At 59.1% G+C, this 15,157-nt stretch carries 13 protein-coding genes and 2 pseudogenes; 5 read left to right on the top strand and 10 right to left on the bottom strand.

The genetic code is table 11. The annotated features are described in order from the left end of the window. The 6 genes from AC0L4F_RS04835 to AC0L4F_RS04860 form a co-directional block, all read right to left on the bottom strand. A complete protein-coding gene (locus AC0L4F_RS04835; protein WP_244685910.1) occupies positions 1-2,046 on the bottom strand; it encodes an acetyl-CoA carboxylase biotin carboxylase subunit in 2,046 nt (681 codons plus the stop codon). A gap of 613 nt (positions 2,047-2,659) precedes the next feature. Then, entirely contained in the window at positions 2,660-3,019 is a 360-nt protein-coding gene (locus AC0L4F_RS04840; RefSeq protein WP_244685913.1) for a hypothetical protein, read from the bottom strand. Between the two features lie 81 nt (positions 3,020-3,100). Continuing rightward, positions 3,101-3,244, bottom strand: coding sequence for a hypothetical protein (locus tag AC0L4F_RS04845; RefSeq protein WP_244685915.1), 144 nt, complete (start codon positions 3,242-3,244; stop codon positions 3,101-3,103). Positions 3,245-3,458: 214 nt separating this feature from the next. Further along, the gene (locus AC0L4F_RS04850; RefSeq protein ID WP_244685917.1) at positions 3,459-3,848 is read right to left on the bottom strand and encodes a DUF6497 family protein; all 390 of its coding nucleotides are present in this window, start codon (positions 3,846-3,848) and stop codon (positions 3,459-3,461) included. 95 nt (positions 3,849-3,943) lie between these two features. Further along, on the bottom strand, positions 3,944-4,300 hold the full coding sequence (locus tag AC0L4F_RS04855; protein WP_244685919.1) for a hypothetical protein: 357 nt from the start codon (positions 4,298-4,300) through the stop codon (positions 3,944-3,946). A gap of 46 nt (positions 4,301-4,346) precedes the next feature. Further along, positions 4,347-5,879: an acyl-CoA carboxylase subunit beta gene (locus AC0L4F_RS04860; RefSeq protein ID WP_244685922.1), complete on the bottom strand. Its 1,533-nt coding sequence runs from the start codon at positions 5,877-5,879 to the stop codon at positions 4,347-4,349. Positions 5,880-6,124: 245 nt separating this feature from the next. Between AC0L4F_RS04860 and AC0L4F_RS04865 the strand changes: the two genes are divergently transcribed. After that, a complete protein-coding gene (locus AC0L4F_RS04865; protein ID WP_244685924.1) occupies positions 6,125-7,342 on the top strand; it encodes a multidrug effflux MFS transporter in 1,218 nt (405 codons plus the stop codon). Positions 7,343-7,436: 94 nt separating this feature from the next. Then, positions 7,437-8,853 (top strand): annotated as a pseudogene (locus AC0L4F_RS04870) (helix-turn-helix domain-containing protein). On the opposite strand, the gene nhaA reads toward AC0L4F_RS04870, so the two are convergent. The 4 genes and pseudogenes from nhaA to AC0L4F_RS04890 all read right to left on the bottom strand — a co-directional run bounded on the left by nhaA (position 8,854) and on the right by AC0L4F_RS04890 (position 12,566). Next, positions 8,854-10,038 (bottom strand): Na+/H+ antiporter NhaA, encoded by a 1,185-nt coding sequence (gene nhaA / locus AC0L4F_RS04875; RefSeq protein ID WP_244685926.1) that lies wholly within the window; start codon positions 10,036-10,038, stop codon positions 8,854-8,856. 124 nt (positions 10,039-10,162) lie between these two features. Then, the gene (locus tag AC0L4F_RS04880; RefSeq protein ID WP_244685929.1) at positions 10,163-10,405 is read right to left on the bottom strand and encodes an HP1242/YdcH family protein; all 243 of its coding nucleotides are present in this window, start codon (positions 10,403-10,405) and stop codon (positions 10,163-10,165) included. A 158-nt stretch (positions 10,406-10,563) separates the two neighbouring features. Further along, positions 10,564-12,107: pseudogene (locus AC0L4F_RS04885) on the bottom strand (alanine/glycine:cation symporter family protein). 24 nt (positions 12,108-12,131) lie between these two features. Continuing rightward, positions 12,132-12,566 carry a universal stress protein gene (locus tag AC0L4F_RS04890; protein WP_244685931.1) on the bottom strand — a complete coding sequence of 145 codons (435 nt, stop codon included), beginning with the start codon at positions 12,564-12,566 and terminating at the stop codon, positions 12,132-12,134. 303 nt (positions 12,567-12,869) lie between these two features. Between AC0L4F_RS04890 and AC0L4F_RS04895 the strand changes: the two genes are divergently transcribed. The 3 genes from AC0L4F_RS04895 (at position 12,870) to infA (ending at position 15,152) form a co-directional block, all read left to right on the top strand. After that, entirely contained in the window at positions 12,870-13,877 is a 1,008-nt protein-coding gene (locus AC0L4F_RS04895; protein WP_244685933.1) for an endonuclease/exonuclease/phosphatase family protein, read from the top strand. Positions 13,878-13,947: 70 nt separating this feature from the next. Then, on the top strand, positions 13,948-14,862 hold the full coding sequence (locus AC0L4F_RS04900; protein WP_244685935.1) for a carbon-nitrogen hydrolase family protein: 915 nt from the start codon (positions 13,948-13,950) through the stop codon (positions 14,860-14,862). 71 nt (positions 14,863-14,933) lie between these two features. After that, a complete protein-coding gene (infA, locus tag AC0L4F_RS04905) occupies positions 14,934-15,152 on the top strand; it encodes a translation initiation factor IF-1 (RefSeq protein ID WP_011455993.1) in 219 nt (72 codons plus the stop codon). Positions 15,153-15,157 lie beyond the last annotated feature (5 nt).

A 15,157-nucleotide genomic window follows, 5' to 3' on the forward strand; every position in this document is an offset into this window, starting at 1 on the left:
TCATTCGAACTCCATGATCACTTCGTCCACCGCCAGGCTGTCGCCGGCGCCGGCATTGATCTTGGACACCACAGCGGTTTTTTCGGCGCGCAGGATGTTTTCCATCTTCATCGCTTCGATCGTGCAGAGCGCCTGACCTTCCTGCACCTCCTGTCCGACCTCGACATCCAGCTTCACCACCAGACCCGGCATCGGGCAGAGCAGCAGTTTGGATGTGTCTGGCGGCAGCTTTTCCGGCATCAGCGCGGCCAATTCGGCCTGACGGCGCGAACGGACATGCACCTTCATATCGCCACCGCGGCTGCGGATGCGGAAACCATGGGTGATCTTGTCGACCTTCAGCACCAGCGGCGCGCCGTCGACCGTCATTTCGGCCAGCGTATCGCCGGGCGTCCAATGGCCCTCGATCCGCAGGCTGGGGCCGTCCTCAAACGCCACCGAAGCGCCGTTCTGGTCGGGGTCGATCACCACGTTATACGTGGTGCCCTGCAAGGTGACACAGGCCTTGTTGTCGACGCGGCGTTCGTGATTGTCCAACCTGCCCGACACCCGCGTGCGCCGGATTTCCGCCACCCGGTTCATCGCAGCACAGGTTGCCGCAATCCGGCGCAGGGCCGCGTCGTCCAGTTCCACCCCGGCAAAGCCATCGGGATATTCCTCGGCGATGAAAGCGGTTGTCATATTGCCCGAGGCGAATTTTTCATGATCCATCACCGCCGACAGGAAGGGGATGTTGTGGCCAATGCCCTCAACCTCGAAACTGTCCAGCGCGACGCGCATCGCTTCAATCGCTTCGGCCCGTGTCGGGGCCCAGGTACAGAGCTTGGCGATCATCGGGTCGTAATACATGCTGATTTCGCCGCCCTCAAAGACGCCGGTGTCATTGCGCACCGCAACCGGACCTTCGGGCGCATCCCCCTGCCATTTGTCATTGGCCAGAAGCGGGCAGGCCGCGACCTCGATCGGCGGGCGATAGCGGGTCAAACGGCCAATCGACGGCAGGAAATTGCGATAGGGGTCTTCGGCATAAAGGCGGCTTTCCACCGCCCAGCCGGTCAGCGTCACGTCATCCTGCGTGATCGACAGCGGCTCGCCCGCCGCAACCCGGATCATCTGTTCCACCAGATCAACGCCGGTGATCAGCTCGGTCACCGGATGTTCCACCTGCAAGCGGGTGTTCATTTCCAGGAAATAGAAATTCTTGTCGCCATCGACGATGAATTCCACCGTGCCCGCGCTGGCATAGCCCACCGCCTTGGCCAGAGCGACCGATTGCTCGCCCATCGCCTTGCGGGTGGTTTCGTCCAGGAATGGCGAGGGCGCCTCTTCGATGACTTTCTGGTTGCGGCGCTGGATCGAACATTCCCGTTCGCCCAGATAGACCGCATTGCCATGGCCATCGGCCAGCACCTGAATTTCAATGTGGCGCGGTTGCGTCACGAATTTTTCGATAAAGATCCGATCGTCGCCAAAGCTGTTGGCGGCTTCGTTCTTGGAGGATTGAAAGCCTTCGCGCGCCTCGTCGTCGTTCCAGGCGATGCGCATGCCCTTGCCACCGCCGCCGGCCGATGCCTTGATCATCACCGGATAGCCGACCTGATTGGAAATCTTGACCGCGTCTTCGGCGTCTTCGATCAGACCCATGTAACCGGGAACGGTGCTGACATTCGCCTCTTGGGCGATTTTCTTTGAGGTGATCTTGTCACCCATCGATTTAATTGCACCCACCGGCGGGCCAATGAATGCGACACCGGCGGCCTCCAGCGCCTCGGCAAACTTCGGGTTTTCCGACAGGAAACCATAGCCGGGATGGACCGCTTCGGCGCCCGAGGCCTTGATCGCCTCCATCACCTTGTCGATCACGATATACGACTGATTGGCGGGCGGCGGGCCGATGTGGATCGCCTCATCTGCCATCTTGACGTGCAGCGCATGTTTGTCGGCGTCGGAATAGATCGCCACTGTCTTGATGCCCATCTTGCGGGCGGATTTGATGACACGACAGGCGATTTCGCCCCGATTGGCGATCAGGATCTTGTTGAACATATGCTGTCCTTCCGGGTCTTGATAGGCACGACAAAGCGGCCCCAGCGCGCTGGGCGCACCGGGAACCGTTTCAGGTGTGTGAGAGAATACGGAGCTACCGTGTCAGCGGTGCCACCATCGAATGCCCCGAACGCGACGGCATCTCTGCCTTGCCATGTCCCGGGACGGCGACCGGTGTGGCCACCAAAACCATGATCAAACGATTCTGTTTGGCTGCTCTCGCTCTGTGCCTCTTTTGACCGAGGCTTGACAAATCGAAGCATAGCGCAGGATTGACGTGGGGTAACCCTATGCCGTTTCGAACAATTGCAGGGTGAGGCCAATTGGCGACACTCGCGCAGGTGTCCGGCATCGTGACGCGGCGACACACCGGCAACATCGGTCGAACGCGGGGCGCGGGAAAAAGACGCGGGCGGTCGCGAAGGGGAAACGCAGACCCGCCCGCAGGTCAAAGGGTAACGGTGAATTGCAGGCATGAACTGAACCACCTGCCGCACTCGTATATCCGTGACATTGCGATGCCGCGTCGCGCCTGCCAAGCGGGCCGGGCGATTGCGCGTTATATCGGCAATGGCCCGCGCGTTTGGCGGCAGGACAGGCAGGTTCGCGCTCATCACCGCGGCCCACCGTTTTCAAACGCTTCGGGAAAGGCGCGCCGCGCCGCCGCTTCGTCGATGATCAGCAGCGCCTCATAGCTTTGGGCATCAAACGGGTCATCATGGGGCAGGACCTCGCGGCCAAAAAGCCAGCTCAGCCGCCCGGCATCAAGGTTGCCGCGTTCAAAGGGTTCGTCGCCAAAATGTTCCCAAAGTGCGGCCATGAACCATTGGTCGGCGCGCCGATCCGGTGCACGCCGGTCGCGAAACCGCTCGCGCCGGATAATGGGTGTTGCGCCCTTGGGGTTGGGGCGGCGAACGATGAATTGGAAATCTGTGCCCGGAAGCCGACCGGGAAATCCGCGATGTTTGATCATGCCACGCACCCCCGCAACATCGGGCGGCCGTTGGGGACGGGCGAATTCGGAGCAGGCCCAAAGGCCTGCCCCGGGGTCGGTTTATTTGTACTTGCCGGTGTACACTGGCTCGATCGAAATCGGCTCAGGGTCAACAACGACATATTCTTCTTGCTGTTGCTGTGCGCATGCAGCGACGGCGGCAAAAAGGCCAAATGCTGCGATGAGCTTGATGCTCTTGGACATTGGTTTCTCCTGTCAGTCACAACGGCACGATTCCGGGCGCAATGCCCGGCCCCGTCCCGATACAAAGGTAAGGCCACTTGGGTGTAACCCGCCTTAACTTTAGCGGATAAGCCTATTGAAATATACGGTATTTCGTCTTGTTCACAGCGCTGTGGCGCGAAAGCCGCAAACGCCGTGCGGGCCTGGGCGCGAGGCCCAAGATATAGTGGAGACATCAAAACAACTCCCAGATGCAGGTGTCATCAGCAATCGAATAGGACTCGAAAAACTGGGTTATCTCGGGGGCAATCGTGCCCAATTCCATTGGCGCTGAGCTGATCGAGACGATGATCCGGTCGGGCGCGATGGCGCGGGCGCCGATTTCCGGCAGGGCGACGGTGTTGCACAGCAATTCCATATCGGCAAAAACCGATTCTATATCACTGGACACCACATCGAGGTCGGGGGCGACGAACCGGGCGCGGAACATGTGTTTCGGGGCGTCAGGTTCATCCAGAAATTCCAGCAGATAGACGGGCTGGCCCGAAGGCACGTTCAGCGCGACGGGGCTGGTGGTTGCGCCCTGGGCCATCGCTGTGGTTGCCATCAGTATCGTAAGGGTCAAGTGGCAGCCCCACCACCGTTTCCGGTCTCCTCCCGGTGGAGCTGCGCGGCGTTCAGGTCCCCCTCGCGCCGCAGAATTCTTGACATGGGCCAAGGTCATAACACATCTTTCCGCTGCGTCAACCGGGCCGATTTCTGCCAGCGATCCCGCAGTGCGGAATCGTGCAGCAACCCGTCCAATTGCGCCTCTGTGCGGGCCTTGGGAAAGCGGCTGGTGACGGCACCACCCGCTGTGACCAAAAGCCCGTTGTCGTTACGCTCTACCCGGACCGCAGGGGCGAAACCGCGCAGGTTTTGCAGCAGGCGCCACATGTCCTGGCGGATCATCTGGGCCAGCGGCAACATGCGCAACGCCGGGAATGCGGCCTGTGCAGACAGGTCAAACCGCGCGGTTGGCAGGCGTGACAGGGTCAAACACTGTGCGTCCCGCGTGATATGCCAACCATTGCTCACCTGTGTGCTTCCTTCTTTGCGTTTTTGACGGAAAAATGCCCCCGCATTACAGCGGGATATTGTCGTGCTTTTTCCATGGGTTGGTCAGCTTCTTGTTCCGCAACCCGGCAAAGGCGCGACTGATGCGCTTGCGGGTCGAATGGGGCATGATGACCTCGTCGATGAAACCGCGTTCGGCGGCAACAAACGGATTGGCAAAACGGTCTTCGTAGTCTGCGGTCCGCTTGGCGATCTTGTCCTTGTCGCCCAGTTCCGACCGATACAGAATCTCTGTCGCGCCTTTGGCGCCCATCACCGCGATTTCTGCTGTTGGCCAAGCATAGTTCATATCGCCGCGCAGGTGTTTCGACGACATCACGTCATAGGCGCCGCCATAGGCCTTGCGGGTGATCAGCGTGACCTTGGGCACCGTCGCCTCGCCATAGGCAAACAGCAATTTCGCGCCGTGTTTGATGACGCCGCCGTATTCCTGTGACGTGCCGGGCAGGAATCCCGGAACATCCACCAGCGTCAGAATCGGAATTTCAAAGGCATCACAGAATCGGACGAATCGCGCGGCCTTGCGCGACGAATCAATGTCGAGACAGCCGGCCAGAACCATGGGTTGGTTGGCAACGACACCCACGGTCTGGCCCTCAAGTCGGATAAAGCCGGTGATGATGTTCTTGGCGTAATCTTCCTGGATCTCGTAAAAATCGCCTTCGTCCGCGACCTTCAGGATCAATTCCTTCATGTCATACGGTGTGTTGGCGTTTTCCGGCACCAGCGTATCCAGGCTGTGATCGAGCCGGTTCACATCGTCAAAGAACGGCCGCACCGGGGGTTTTTCACGATTGTTGAGCGGCAGAAAGTCGATCAGCCGGCGAACCTCGGCCAGGGCCTCGACATCGTTTTCAAATGCGCCATCTGCGACCGACGATTTCTTGGTGTGGGTCGATGCCCCGCCCAGTTCCTCTGCCGTCACCTGTTCGTTGGTGACGGTTTTCACCACATCGGGGCCGGTGACAAACATGTAAGAGCTGTCGCGCACCATGAAGATGAAATCGGTCATCGCCGGGGAATAGACAGCGCCGCCAGCGCAGGGGCCCATGATGACGCTAATCTGGGGCACGACCCCAGAGGCCAGCACGTTGCGTTGAAAGATCTCGGCATCGCCGGCCAGCGCATCAACGCCTTCTTGAATGCGGGCGCCGCCGGAATCGTTCAGACCAATGACCGGCGCGCCGTTTTGCACCGCCATGTCCATGATCTTGCAGATTTTTTGCGCATGGGTCGCGGAGACCGACCCGCCAAGCACCGTGAAGTCCTGGGAAAAGACATAGATCATGCGGCCATTGACCGTGCCCCAGCCGGTGACAACGCCGTCGCCTGCGGGCTGGTTGTTCTGCATGTCGAAATCGGTGCAGCGGTGGGCAACAAAGGTGTCGTATTCTTCGAAACTGTCTTCATCCAGCAAAAGCTCAATCCGCTCGCGCGCGGTCAGTTTGCCTTTGGCGTGCTGTGCGTCGATGCGTTTTTGTCCGCCGCCCTGACGGGCATTGGCGCGGCGATCTTCGAGTTCCTGAAGAATATCTTTCATGCGATGGCCCCTTGTGCTGTCGGGGTCACAATACTGCGGCGCAGCGACGTTACAAGAAGAACATGGAATATTTGCAAATCAGGTCATGTGAAAGCCAGAATATTTGCAAAGTGTATCGGGCGGGCGCTGTGCCTTGGTCCAATGAGCCCATGCACATCTAATGTGCGCGCCATAGCAGGCAAAATTTGCTCAAATTCCCGGCGCTCTGCATGGACAGGGTAAATTGTGCCGCGTAGGAAATTGCCATGATTGAAAAACCAGATGTGCGTTTCCTCGATCGCACGACCCCGCCCCATATCGCGACCCTGATCATGCTTGCGGGCATGGCGGCGCTTGCCATGAACATTTTCCTGCCGTCGCTGCCGGGGATGACGGCCTATTTCGATACCGAATACCGTTTGATGCAGCTTTCGGTTGCGATCTATCTTGCGGTGAATGCTGGTTTGCAACTGATCGTTGGTCCGCTGTCGGACAAGGTCGGACGGCGGCCGATCATCCTTGGCGGGCTGTCGATTTTCGTGGTGGCGACGCTGGGCTGTATCTTTGCGCCAAATGTGACGGTGTTTTTGATTTGCCGGATGGCGCAGGCGGTTGTGGTTGTGGCCATGGTGCTCAGCCGTGCGGTGGTGCGCGATATGGTGCCACAGGATCAGGCGGCGTCGATGATCGGATATGTCACCATGGGCATGGCGGTTGTACCGATGATCGGGCCGATGATCGGTGGGATTCTGGATGAATTCTGGGGGTGGAAGGCGTCGTTCTGGCTGTTGTTTGCAACCGGTCTGGCGACGCTCTGGCTGGCGTGGCGCGATCTGGGAGAGACCAAGATGCGCTCCGGCCAGACATTGTGGCAGCAGTTCGGTGATTACCCCGAATTGTTCCGCTCGCCGCGGTTCTGGGGGTATGCTTTGGCGTCGGCGCTGTCGTCGGGGGCCTTTTTTGCCTATCTCGGCGGGGCGCCGTTTGTCGGGTCCGAGGTGTTCCACCTTGAACCGGCGATGCTGGGCCTGTTGTTTGGCGTGCCGGCGGTGGGTTACTTTGCCGGTAATTTCATGTCGGGGCGGTATTCGGCGCGGATCGGCGTGAACCGGATGGTGCTTTGGGGCTGCATGATCAACACAATTGGTGTGGTCATGTCGCTTATTGTGTTCTCCCTTGGTCTTGGCTCCGCGCTCAGCTTTTTCGGGTTCATGGTCTTTGTGGGGCTGGGCAACGGGATGACCATTCCCAATGCCACCGCCGGTACGCTTTCGGTGCGTCCGCATCTTGCGGGCACGGCAAGCGGTCTGGGCGGGGCGATCATGATTGGCGGCGGGGCCGGGCTTTCGGCGTTGGCCGGGGCCTTGTTGAAGCCGGGCACCGGACCTTGGCCGCTGCTCTGGATCATGCTGATCACCGGTCTGTGCGGCATGGCGTCGATTCTCTATGTCATCCGGCGCGAAAAGCGGCTGGGGCTGGTGTAACCGGCGCGGGCGCGGTGTGTTTGGCGCGTGGTGGCTTGCTCAATCGGGTTTGCAAATCTAGTCTTGGGTAAAAGCAAACCCGCAAAGGCACCCCATGGCGATCCAGAAACTTTACGCCGGCGCAAAGCTGCGCGAAACCCGGACACGTCTGGGGCTGACGCAAAAGGATTTCGCGGCCAAATTGGGCGTATCTCTGCCCTATCTGAACCAGATGGAAAACAACAACCGTCCGGTCAGCACAACGGTGGTTCTGGCGCTGGCACAGGAATTCGGCTTCGATGTCACCGAGCTGAATTCCGGCGACGCCGAGCGGTTGGTGTCCGACATGCGAGAGGCGCTGGCCGATCCGGTGTTCAACCGTGACGATGCAGGCGCGCCGCCCCTGGCGGATCTGCGCCTGACGGCCTCTAACGCGCGGCCTTGGCACGCGCATTCCTGGAATTGCACAGCGCCTATCGCCAAACGCACGAGCGGCTGGCCTCGCTTGATGCGGCTTTGGGGCACGAGGGCGGCGGACCGAAACTCTCGCCCTGGGAAGAGGTGCGGGATTTCTTCCACTATTGCGACAATTACATTGACGCGGTGGATCGGGCCGCAGAGCATTTCGCCAGCTCATCCGCAGAAAGCTATGGTCAGGCAAATGTGCCCGGCGCGGCAGAGGCCTGGTTGAAGGGGCAGGGGATCAGGGTTCGGATTGCCGATACCGATCGGCTGCGCCATTTTGACCGGGAGGCGGGGATCGTCACGCTTTCGGATCGGGCGACGCCCGAGACCCGGAATTTCCAGCTTCTGTTTCAATTGGCGATGCTGCAACAGGGCAAGCTGCTGAATGCCACATTGGATCTGGCGCGGTTCCAATCCGAAACCGCGCGTGACATCGCCCTGCTGGGACTGGCCAATTATTTCGCGGGCGCGGCGATGATGCCGTATCGCCCGTTTCTGGCCGCAGCACAGGAGACACGCCACGACCTGGAACGTTTGGCGACGCGCTTTGGCGCATCCATCGAACAGGTGGCGCACCGGCTCTCAACGCTTCAGCGTCCGGGGGCCAAGGGGGTGCCGTTCTTTTTTGTGCGGGTGGATCAGGCGGCACGATCACCAAACGCCATTCCGCCACGCGGCTGCAATTTGCCCGCTACGGTGGGGCCTGTCCGTTGTGGAATGTGCATCGTGCCTTTGAAACGCCGGGGCGGTTTCTGCGCCAGTTGGCGGAAACCCCGGATGGCGTGCGCTATATCTCGATTGCGCGGGACATTTCCAAAAGCGGCGGGCGTTATGGCGCGCCGCTGCGCCGGTATGCCATGGCATTGGGGTGTGAGGTCGAACACGCAGATCAGTTGATCTATGCCGACGGGCTTGATGTGGCGCAGGACATTGCGTTTGAACCGATCGGCATTTCCTGCCGGATCTGCGAACGCACCCATTGCCATCAACGCGCCATACCGCCGTTGGAGCAAAGGTTGCAGATCCAGCAGGACAGCCGCGATGTGCTGCCCTACGGGATCGAATGATCAGGCGGCTTCGGCTGCTTCTTCCGGGGTGTTGGCGGCGGCCAGAATCAGCGCCACATAGCCAATCACACCAGATACCAGCGAACCGGACAGAACCCCAAGACGCACATCGTTCATCAGGGCGGGATCCGCAAAGCTGAGCGAGCCGATGAACAGCGACATGGTGAAGCCGACCCCGGCCAGACAGCTTAGACCGTAGATATGCAGCCAGTTTGCGCCATGCGGCATCCGCGCCACACCGGTTTTCACCAGCGCATAGGTCACGCCAAAGACGCCCACCTGTTTGCCGACGATCAGACCCAGCGCAACCCCAAGCGGCAAAGGCGCCAGCAAGTCGGAAAAGCTCATCCCTTGCAGGACGACACCGGCATTGGCGAAGGCAAAGATCGGCACAATCATGTACAGCACATAAGGCGTCAGACCATGTTCCAGCGAATGCAGCGGGCTTTTGCCCCATTTGTCCGTGAGCGGGATACAAAAGGCGGTGATCACCCCAGCCAGAGTCGCGTGAACCCCGGATTTCAGCACGAAATACCACATGATCGCGCCCAGCAGCAGCGCCGGTGCAATGCGGTGCGCGCCCTTCAGGTTCAACATGATCAGACCCGCCAGCGGCAGCAAAGCAAGGTAGAGGTAATCAACCTTCAATTCCGCAGTATAAAACAGGGCGATGATGATGATGGCCCCAAGGTCATCAAGGATGGCCAATGTCAGCAAGAACACCTTGAGCGACGAAGGTGCGCGGCTACCGACCAGCGCCAGAATACCAAGCGCAAAGGCGATGTCGGTGGCCGCCGGAATGGCCCAGCCCCCCAAAGTGAGCGGCGAATTCCAGTTCAGCGCCACAAACACCAGCGCGGGCAATGCCATGCCGCCAATCGCCGCCGCACCGGGCAGGATTACGTCACGCGGGTTCTTCAGCTTGCCTTCCAGCATCTCGCGCTTGAGTTCGAGGCCGATCAGAAAGAAGAAGACGGCCATCAACCCGTCGTTGATCCAAAGGATTGCAGGTTTTTCCAGACCTTCGCCGTTCACCGTAAGCGACAGTTTTGCATTCAGGAAAGCATCATAGGCCCCGGCCAACCCGGAATTCGCAACGATCAACGCGGCGACCGCCGATAACATCAAAAGGATGCCCCCCGATGCCTCATGGCCAAAAAAACGGTCAAGCGCGCGCAACAGCATAGATACCTCCGGAAAAGATTATGATTTCCGTTGGATATGTCGTTGCCGCGCGCGGTTTCAATGGCTGTCAGGCCCGTAGTGCCGTGCTTCTGTCCGCCTGTGCCGGTTTGCCGCAGTGTGGCGGCTATCCGGCCTTGGTCATCAGGGCATAAATCTCGTCTTTCAGGGCCGCGCGCTGTTTGCGCAATGCGACCTCGGCCAGTTCTTCGACCGGTTCGATATTGGTTTCGGCCCGGTGCACGGCGCGGTTGATGTTGTGATATTCATCGGCCAACCGGGCGAAATGTGCGTTTTCGGTTTTCAGCGTGTGCAGCTTGTCGGCGTGTTCCGGGAATTCCTCGGCCAGTTCATGCGGCGTATGTGTCATTGGGACACTCCTTTGGTTGCTTTGCACAACAGCCTTAGGTGCGCGCATGGCGGCCTGCCTTGATCCGGATCAAACTGGCGAAGAAACCACTTACAAAAAACAAAAGGGCCGGGCGCATGACACGCCCGGCCCCCTCAATTTCTTAGGGTCGGTTCAGATCAATTGTATTTCTTGATCTGACCGGATTTCAGTCGGTTCATATAGCTGTTCATCTCGCCCTTGACGATCGGCATCAGGAAGTAGAGCGCAAAGATGTTGACCACAGCCATGGCAAAGATCGCCGCATCCGAGAAGTCGATGACCGGGCCAAGGCTGGCTGCGGCACCAATCACCACGAACAGGCAGAAGATGATCTTGAACACCAGTTCGGTGGTTTTGCCTTCGCCAAACAGGTAGGTCCAGGCTTTCAAACCGTAGTAGGACCAGCTGATCATGGTCGAGAAGGCGAACAGGATCACGGCAATCGCCAGGATGTATTTGAACCAACCAAACGACGACGAGAACGCCGCAGAGGTCAGCGCCACACCAGAGTTGCCGTCAACCGTTGCAATGGCTGTGCCAGCTTCGTTCAGCATGTAAAGGCCGGTTGCCTCGTCGATCACAAGCTGCTGGGTGATGATGATCACCAGCGCGGTCATGGTGCAAATGACCACGGTGTCGATGAAGGGTTCCAGCAAGGACACAAAACCCTCGGTGATTGGTTCTTTGGTCCGCACCGCCGAGTGGGCGATCGCCGCCGAGCCAACACCCGCTTCGTTCGAAAACGCCGCGCGTTTGAAGCCCTGGATCAGCGCACCAACCATACCGCCGGCCACGCCGAGACCGGTAAAGGCACCTGCGAAGATCTGGCCAAAGGCCCAGCCAATCATGTTGGCGTTCATCAGCAAGATGACGACAGCGGTGGCGACATAAAGCACACCCATGATCGGCACGATCTTTTCCGTCACGCTGGCGATAGATTTCAAACCACCAACGATCACGGCAAAGACGATACCGGCAAAAACAACGCCGGTGATCCAGCCGGGGAAGTCCCCCACGACGTTTGTGATCTGCGCATGTGCCTGATTTGCCTGGAACATGTTGCCGCCACCAAAGGCACCAAGGATACAGAAGATCGAGAACATGACCGCCAGGATCTTGCCCCCGGAAGGCCGCGTTCAGAGAAGCCTTTGGTCATGTAATACATCGGGCCACCGGACACGGTGCCATCGGCGTATTCATTGCGGTATTTCACGCCAAGGGTACATTCGGTGAATTTCGACGCCATGCCAAGAAGACCCGCAAGGATCATCCAGAATGTGGCGCCCGGTCCGCCGATGCCGACCGCAACCGCCACACCGGCGATATTGCCCAGACCAACAGTGCCCGAAAGCGCGGTGGCCAGCGCCTGAAAGTGGCTGACCTCGCCCGCGTCATCGGGATCGGAATAATCCCCTTTGACCAGCTTGATTGCATGGCCAAACGTGCGGAATTGCACAAAGCCGAAATAGATCGAAAAGACCGTCGCGGCGATGACCAGCCACATCACGATCCAGGGGAAGGAGGTGCCCGGAAAGGGGCTGAAAATGAAGCTGACGAACCAACCGGTCGAATTGGCGAAGATCTGGTTGACCTTCTCGTCGATGGATTGCGCAAGCGCGGGGGCCGCTGAAACCAGCGTGCCCGCAACCGCCAGACCGGCGGTTTTTGAAATGGATGTCATGGTGATCCCTGTCGTTGGTTATTGTTATGGAACGATTGTGACCGGGGCCGGTGCGGCCTGGGCCAGAGATCCGGCAACAGAGCCAAAGAGACGTGTCTCAAGCTCGGAATGGCCGGTGCGTCCGATCACAAGATGCGAGGCTTCTTCGGCCTGGGCTATCTTGATCAATGTTTCGGCAATATGGCCGTACTTCAGGATGGTTTTGACCTCGACGCCGCTGTCTTTCAGCGTGGCGACCAGGGGGGTAAGCAGCGCGGTATCGGCGCGTTGCAATTCTTCGTTCCGGCGTTTGTGACGCTCTTCCAGCTCTGTTGGTGTCAGAAAGGAATAAGGCGACCATTCCAGCACATGGGCGATCACGATGGTCTTGCCCTGTGCGCTTGCGGCTTTTACCGCAAAGTCGACAGCCCGTTGCGAGCTTTCGCTGCCGTCATATCCGACGACGATTGTTGAGGCCATGTCAGTTTCCCTTTTGTTTTGACTGTTTTGTTTTGACGGTCATTATTGTTTGCTGTCCCTATCCTGGACATTTGTTCACCCTAGCAAAACAACCGCAGGCAGTTTTGCGTTAATTCGTCTGATTGGAGTGTAAAACGACCGAAAATTCTACATTTTTCATGCCAAATGGGAGATTTTTCCTATTTTGCGGATTCCGGGCAGGAATATTTCCGGGCCTTGATGGGCCGAATGCCCGTGGTGATTTGGTTGCAAGGGACCGTTCGGGCGGCGATAGTCCGGGTGATTTATCGGGCCGGGGGCGCCATGCGCATTGCAACCTATAATGTCGAATGGTTTGACGCGCTGTTTGATGACGCGGGTCAGTTGTTGGCTGATGACAGCCGATCTGCCCGCCATGGCGTGAGCCGCCGTGACCAGTCCGAGGCGCTTGGCATTGTGTTCACCGCCCTTGATGCCGACGCGGTGATGGTGATCGAAGCCCCCGACAGCCACCGGGGCCGGGATGGGGTGCGCGCGCTGGAGACCTTTGCCCAAACCTATGATCTGCGGTGTCGCAAGGCGGTGATTGGGTTCACCAACACCACACAGCAGGAAATCGCCCTGCTTTATGACCCGGATGTGCTGACCGTGCGCCACGACCCGCAGGAGACCGCGCAAACACCGCGGTTCGATACCGACTTCGAGATTGATCTGGACTTTGACGCCCGGCGCGACCGGGTGAAATTTTCCAAACCGCCGCTGGAACTGGCGGTTGAGACACGTTCGGGCCAAAACCTGCGTCTGATCGGGGCGCATCTGAAATCCAAAGCGCCGCACGGCGCCAAGACCCGCGATCAAGTGATGCGGATTTCCATTGCCAACCGCCGCAAGCAATTGGCCCAGGCGATCTGGTTGCGTCAAAGGGTGGTTGAACATCTGGAGGCGGGCGACAGTCTGATGGTGATGGGGGATCTGAACGACGGGCCGGGGCTGGATGAATATGAGGAATTGTTCGGCCGCTCCTCTGTGGAGATCATCCGTGGCGAAGATCGCGAAGGGCCGCGGCTTTTTGATCCCAATGCCAATATCGCGCTGCAACGCCGGATTGGCGCAGTGCCGACAACCGCGCGGTTCTATATCAGCAACGAAGACCGGTATCTTCAGGCGTTGCTGGACTATATTTTTGTGTCACCGGATCTTTTTGCCAAACGCCCGAACTGGCGCATCTGGCATCCGTTCAATGATCCAACCTGTTGGCGCACGCCGGAGCTCTGCGCGGCGTTGGTGGCCGCGTCGGATCATTATCCGGTGACGATGGATATCGAGATGTAAGAGGGGGCGCTGCCCCCGTCCCCAAGGGGACCCCCCGGGATATTTTTGAACAGAAGAAGGACGGACCCGCGTGAAAATTGCCAGCGCAGCCTATCAGATGACGTTTTTGCAGTCCTGGGCGCAATATGAGGACAAGATTGCCGCCTGGGTGTCCGAGGCCGCAGGGCAGGGGGCGGATCTTTTGCTGTTTCCCGAATATGGCGCGATGGAATTGGCCACATTGGCCGGGACAGAAGCCGCGGCCGATCTGGAGCGGTCGTTGCATGCGGTTGCCGAGCGGGTGGCAGATGCGGATGTGGTACACGCGCGGCTGGCAGTGGAACATGGGGTTCATATCTGTGCAGCGTCGGCACCGGTGTTTGACCCGGCGATTGCAGGCGGTGTGCGACCGGTGAACCGCGCGCGTTTGTTTGCCCCGTCCGGCAAAAGCGGGTTTCAGGACAAACAGATCATGACCCGGTTTGAGCGCGACCCCTGGGGTGTGGTTGGCGGCGCGCCTGTGTCGCTGTTTGACACTGATTTGGGGCGGATCGGCATCTTGATCTGTTACGACAGTGAATTTCCGCTTTTGGGGCGGGGATTGATGGCGGCGGATGTTTTGTTGGTGCCGTCCTGTACCGAGGCGCTTGCCGGATATTGGCGGGTCAGGATCGGGGCCATGGCGCGGGCGTTGGAGAATCAATTCATTGTGGCCATGGCCAGCACGGTGGGGGACTTCCCCTGGAGCGAGGCTGTGGACACCAATGTCGGCGCGGGCGGCGTATTCGGTCCGCCGGACACCGGTTTTCCGGCGACCGGGGTCCTGGCGGCGGGGAGGTTGAACGAAGTCGGCTGGACATATGCCGATGTGGCGGTTAATGCAGTCGCTCAGGTGCGCGAGACTGGCGTCGTCGCCAATCGTGCACATTGGATTGAGCAAGGCTGCGATGCCGAAACAAGTGTTCCCATCGCCACTTTGCGCGATCTTCGCGTAGATACCCCTTGAAAAACGGGCCGCAAGCGCCCATTTAGGGCGCGCCCGGTCCTAGCACCGGGGCTAACAATCAAGGAGAGACCATGGCCAAGGAAGAGATGCTCGAATTTCCCGGTGTCGTGAAAGAACTTCTGCCTAATGCGACGTTTCGGGTCGAGCTGGAAAACGGCCATGAGATCATCGCACATACGGCAGGCAAGATGCGCAAGAACCGCATCCGTGTTCTGGCTGGCGACAAGGTGCAGGTTGAAATGACACCTTATGATCTGACCAAGGGTCGGATCAATTATCGTTTCAAATAATCGGT

The sequence above is a fragment of the Marinovum sp. J2-8 genome, from assembly GCF_055808435.1.

Bases quoted from the DNA above. Each gene is read 5' to 3' on its own strand.
- AC0L4F_RS04880 (WP_244685929.1), bottom strand. From the start codon at position 10,405: ATGACACATACGCCGCATGAACTGGCCGAGGAATTCCCGGAACACGCC.
- infA (WP_011455993.1), top strand. From the start codon at position 14,934: ATGGCCAAGGAAGAGATGCTCGAATTTCCCGGTGTCGTGAAAGAACTT.
- AC0L4F_RS04845 (WP_244685915.1), bottom strand. From the start codon at position 3,244: ATGTCCAAGAGCATCAAGCTCATCGCAGCATTTGGCCTTTTTGCCGCC.
- AC0L4F_RS04860 (WP_244685922.1), bottom strand. From the start codon at position 5,879: ATGAAAGATATTCTTCAGGAACTCGAAGATCGCCGCGCCAATGCCCGT.
- AC0L4F_RS04890 (WP_244685931.1), bottom strand. From the start codon at position 12,566: ATGGCCTCAACAATCGTCGTCGGATATGACGGCAGCGAAAGCTCGCAA.
- AC0L4F_RS04895 (WP_244685933.1), top strand. From the start codon at position 12,870: ATGCGCATTGCAACCTATAATGTCGAATGGTTTGACGCGCTGTTTGAT.
- nhaA (WP_244685926.1), bottom strand. From the start codon at position 10,038: ATGCTGTTGCGCGCGCTTGACCGTTTTTTTGGCCATGAGGCATCGGGG.
- AC0L4F_RS04865 (WP_244685924.1), top strand. From the start codon at position 6,125: ATGATTGAAAAACCAGATGTGCGTTTCCTCGATCGCACGACCCCGCCC.
- AC0L4F_RS04835 (WP_244685910.1), bottom strand. From the start codon at position 2,046: ATGTTCAACAAGATCCTGATCGCCAATCGGGGCGAAATCGCCTGTCGT.
- AC0L4F_RS04840 (WP_244685913.1), bottom strand. From the start codon at position 3,019: ATGATCAAACATCGCGGATTTCCCGGTCGGCTTCCGGGCACAGATTTC.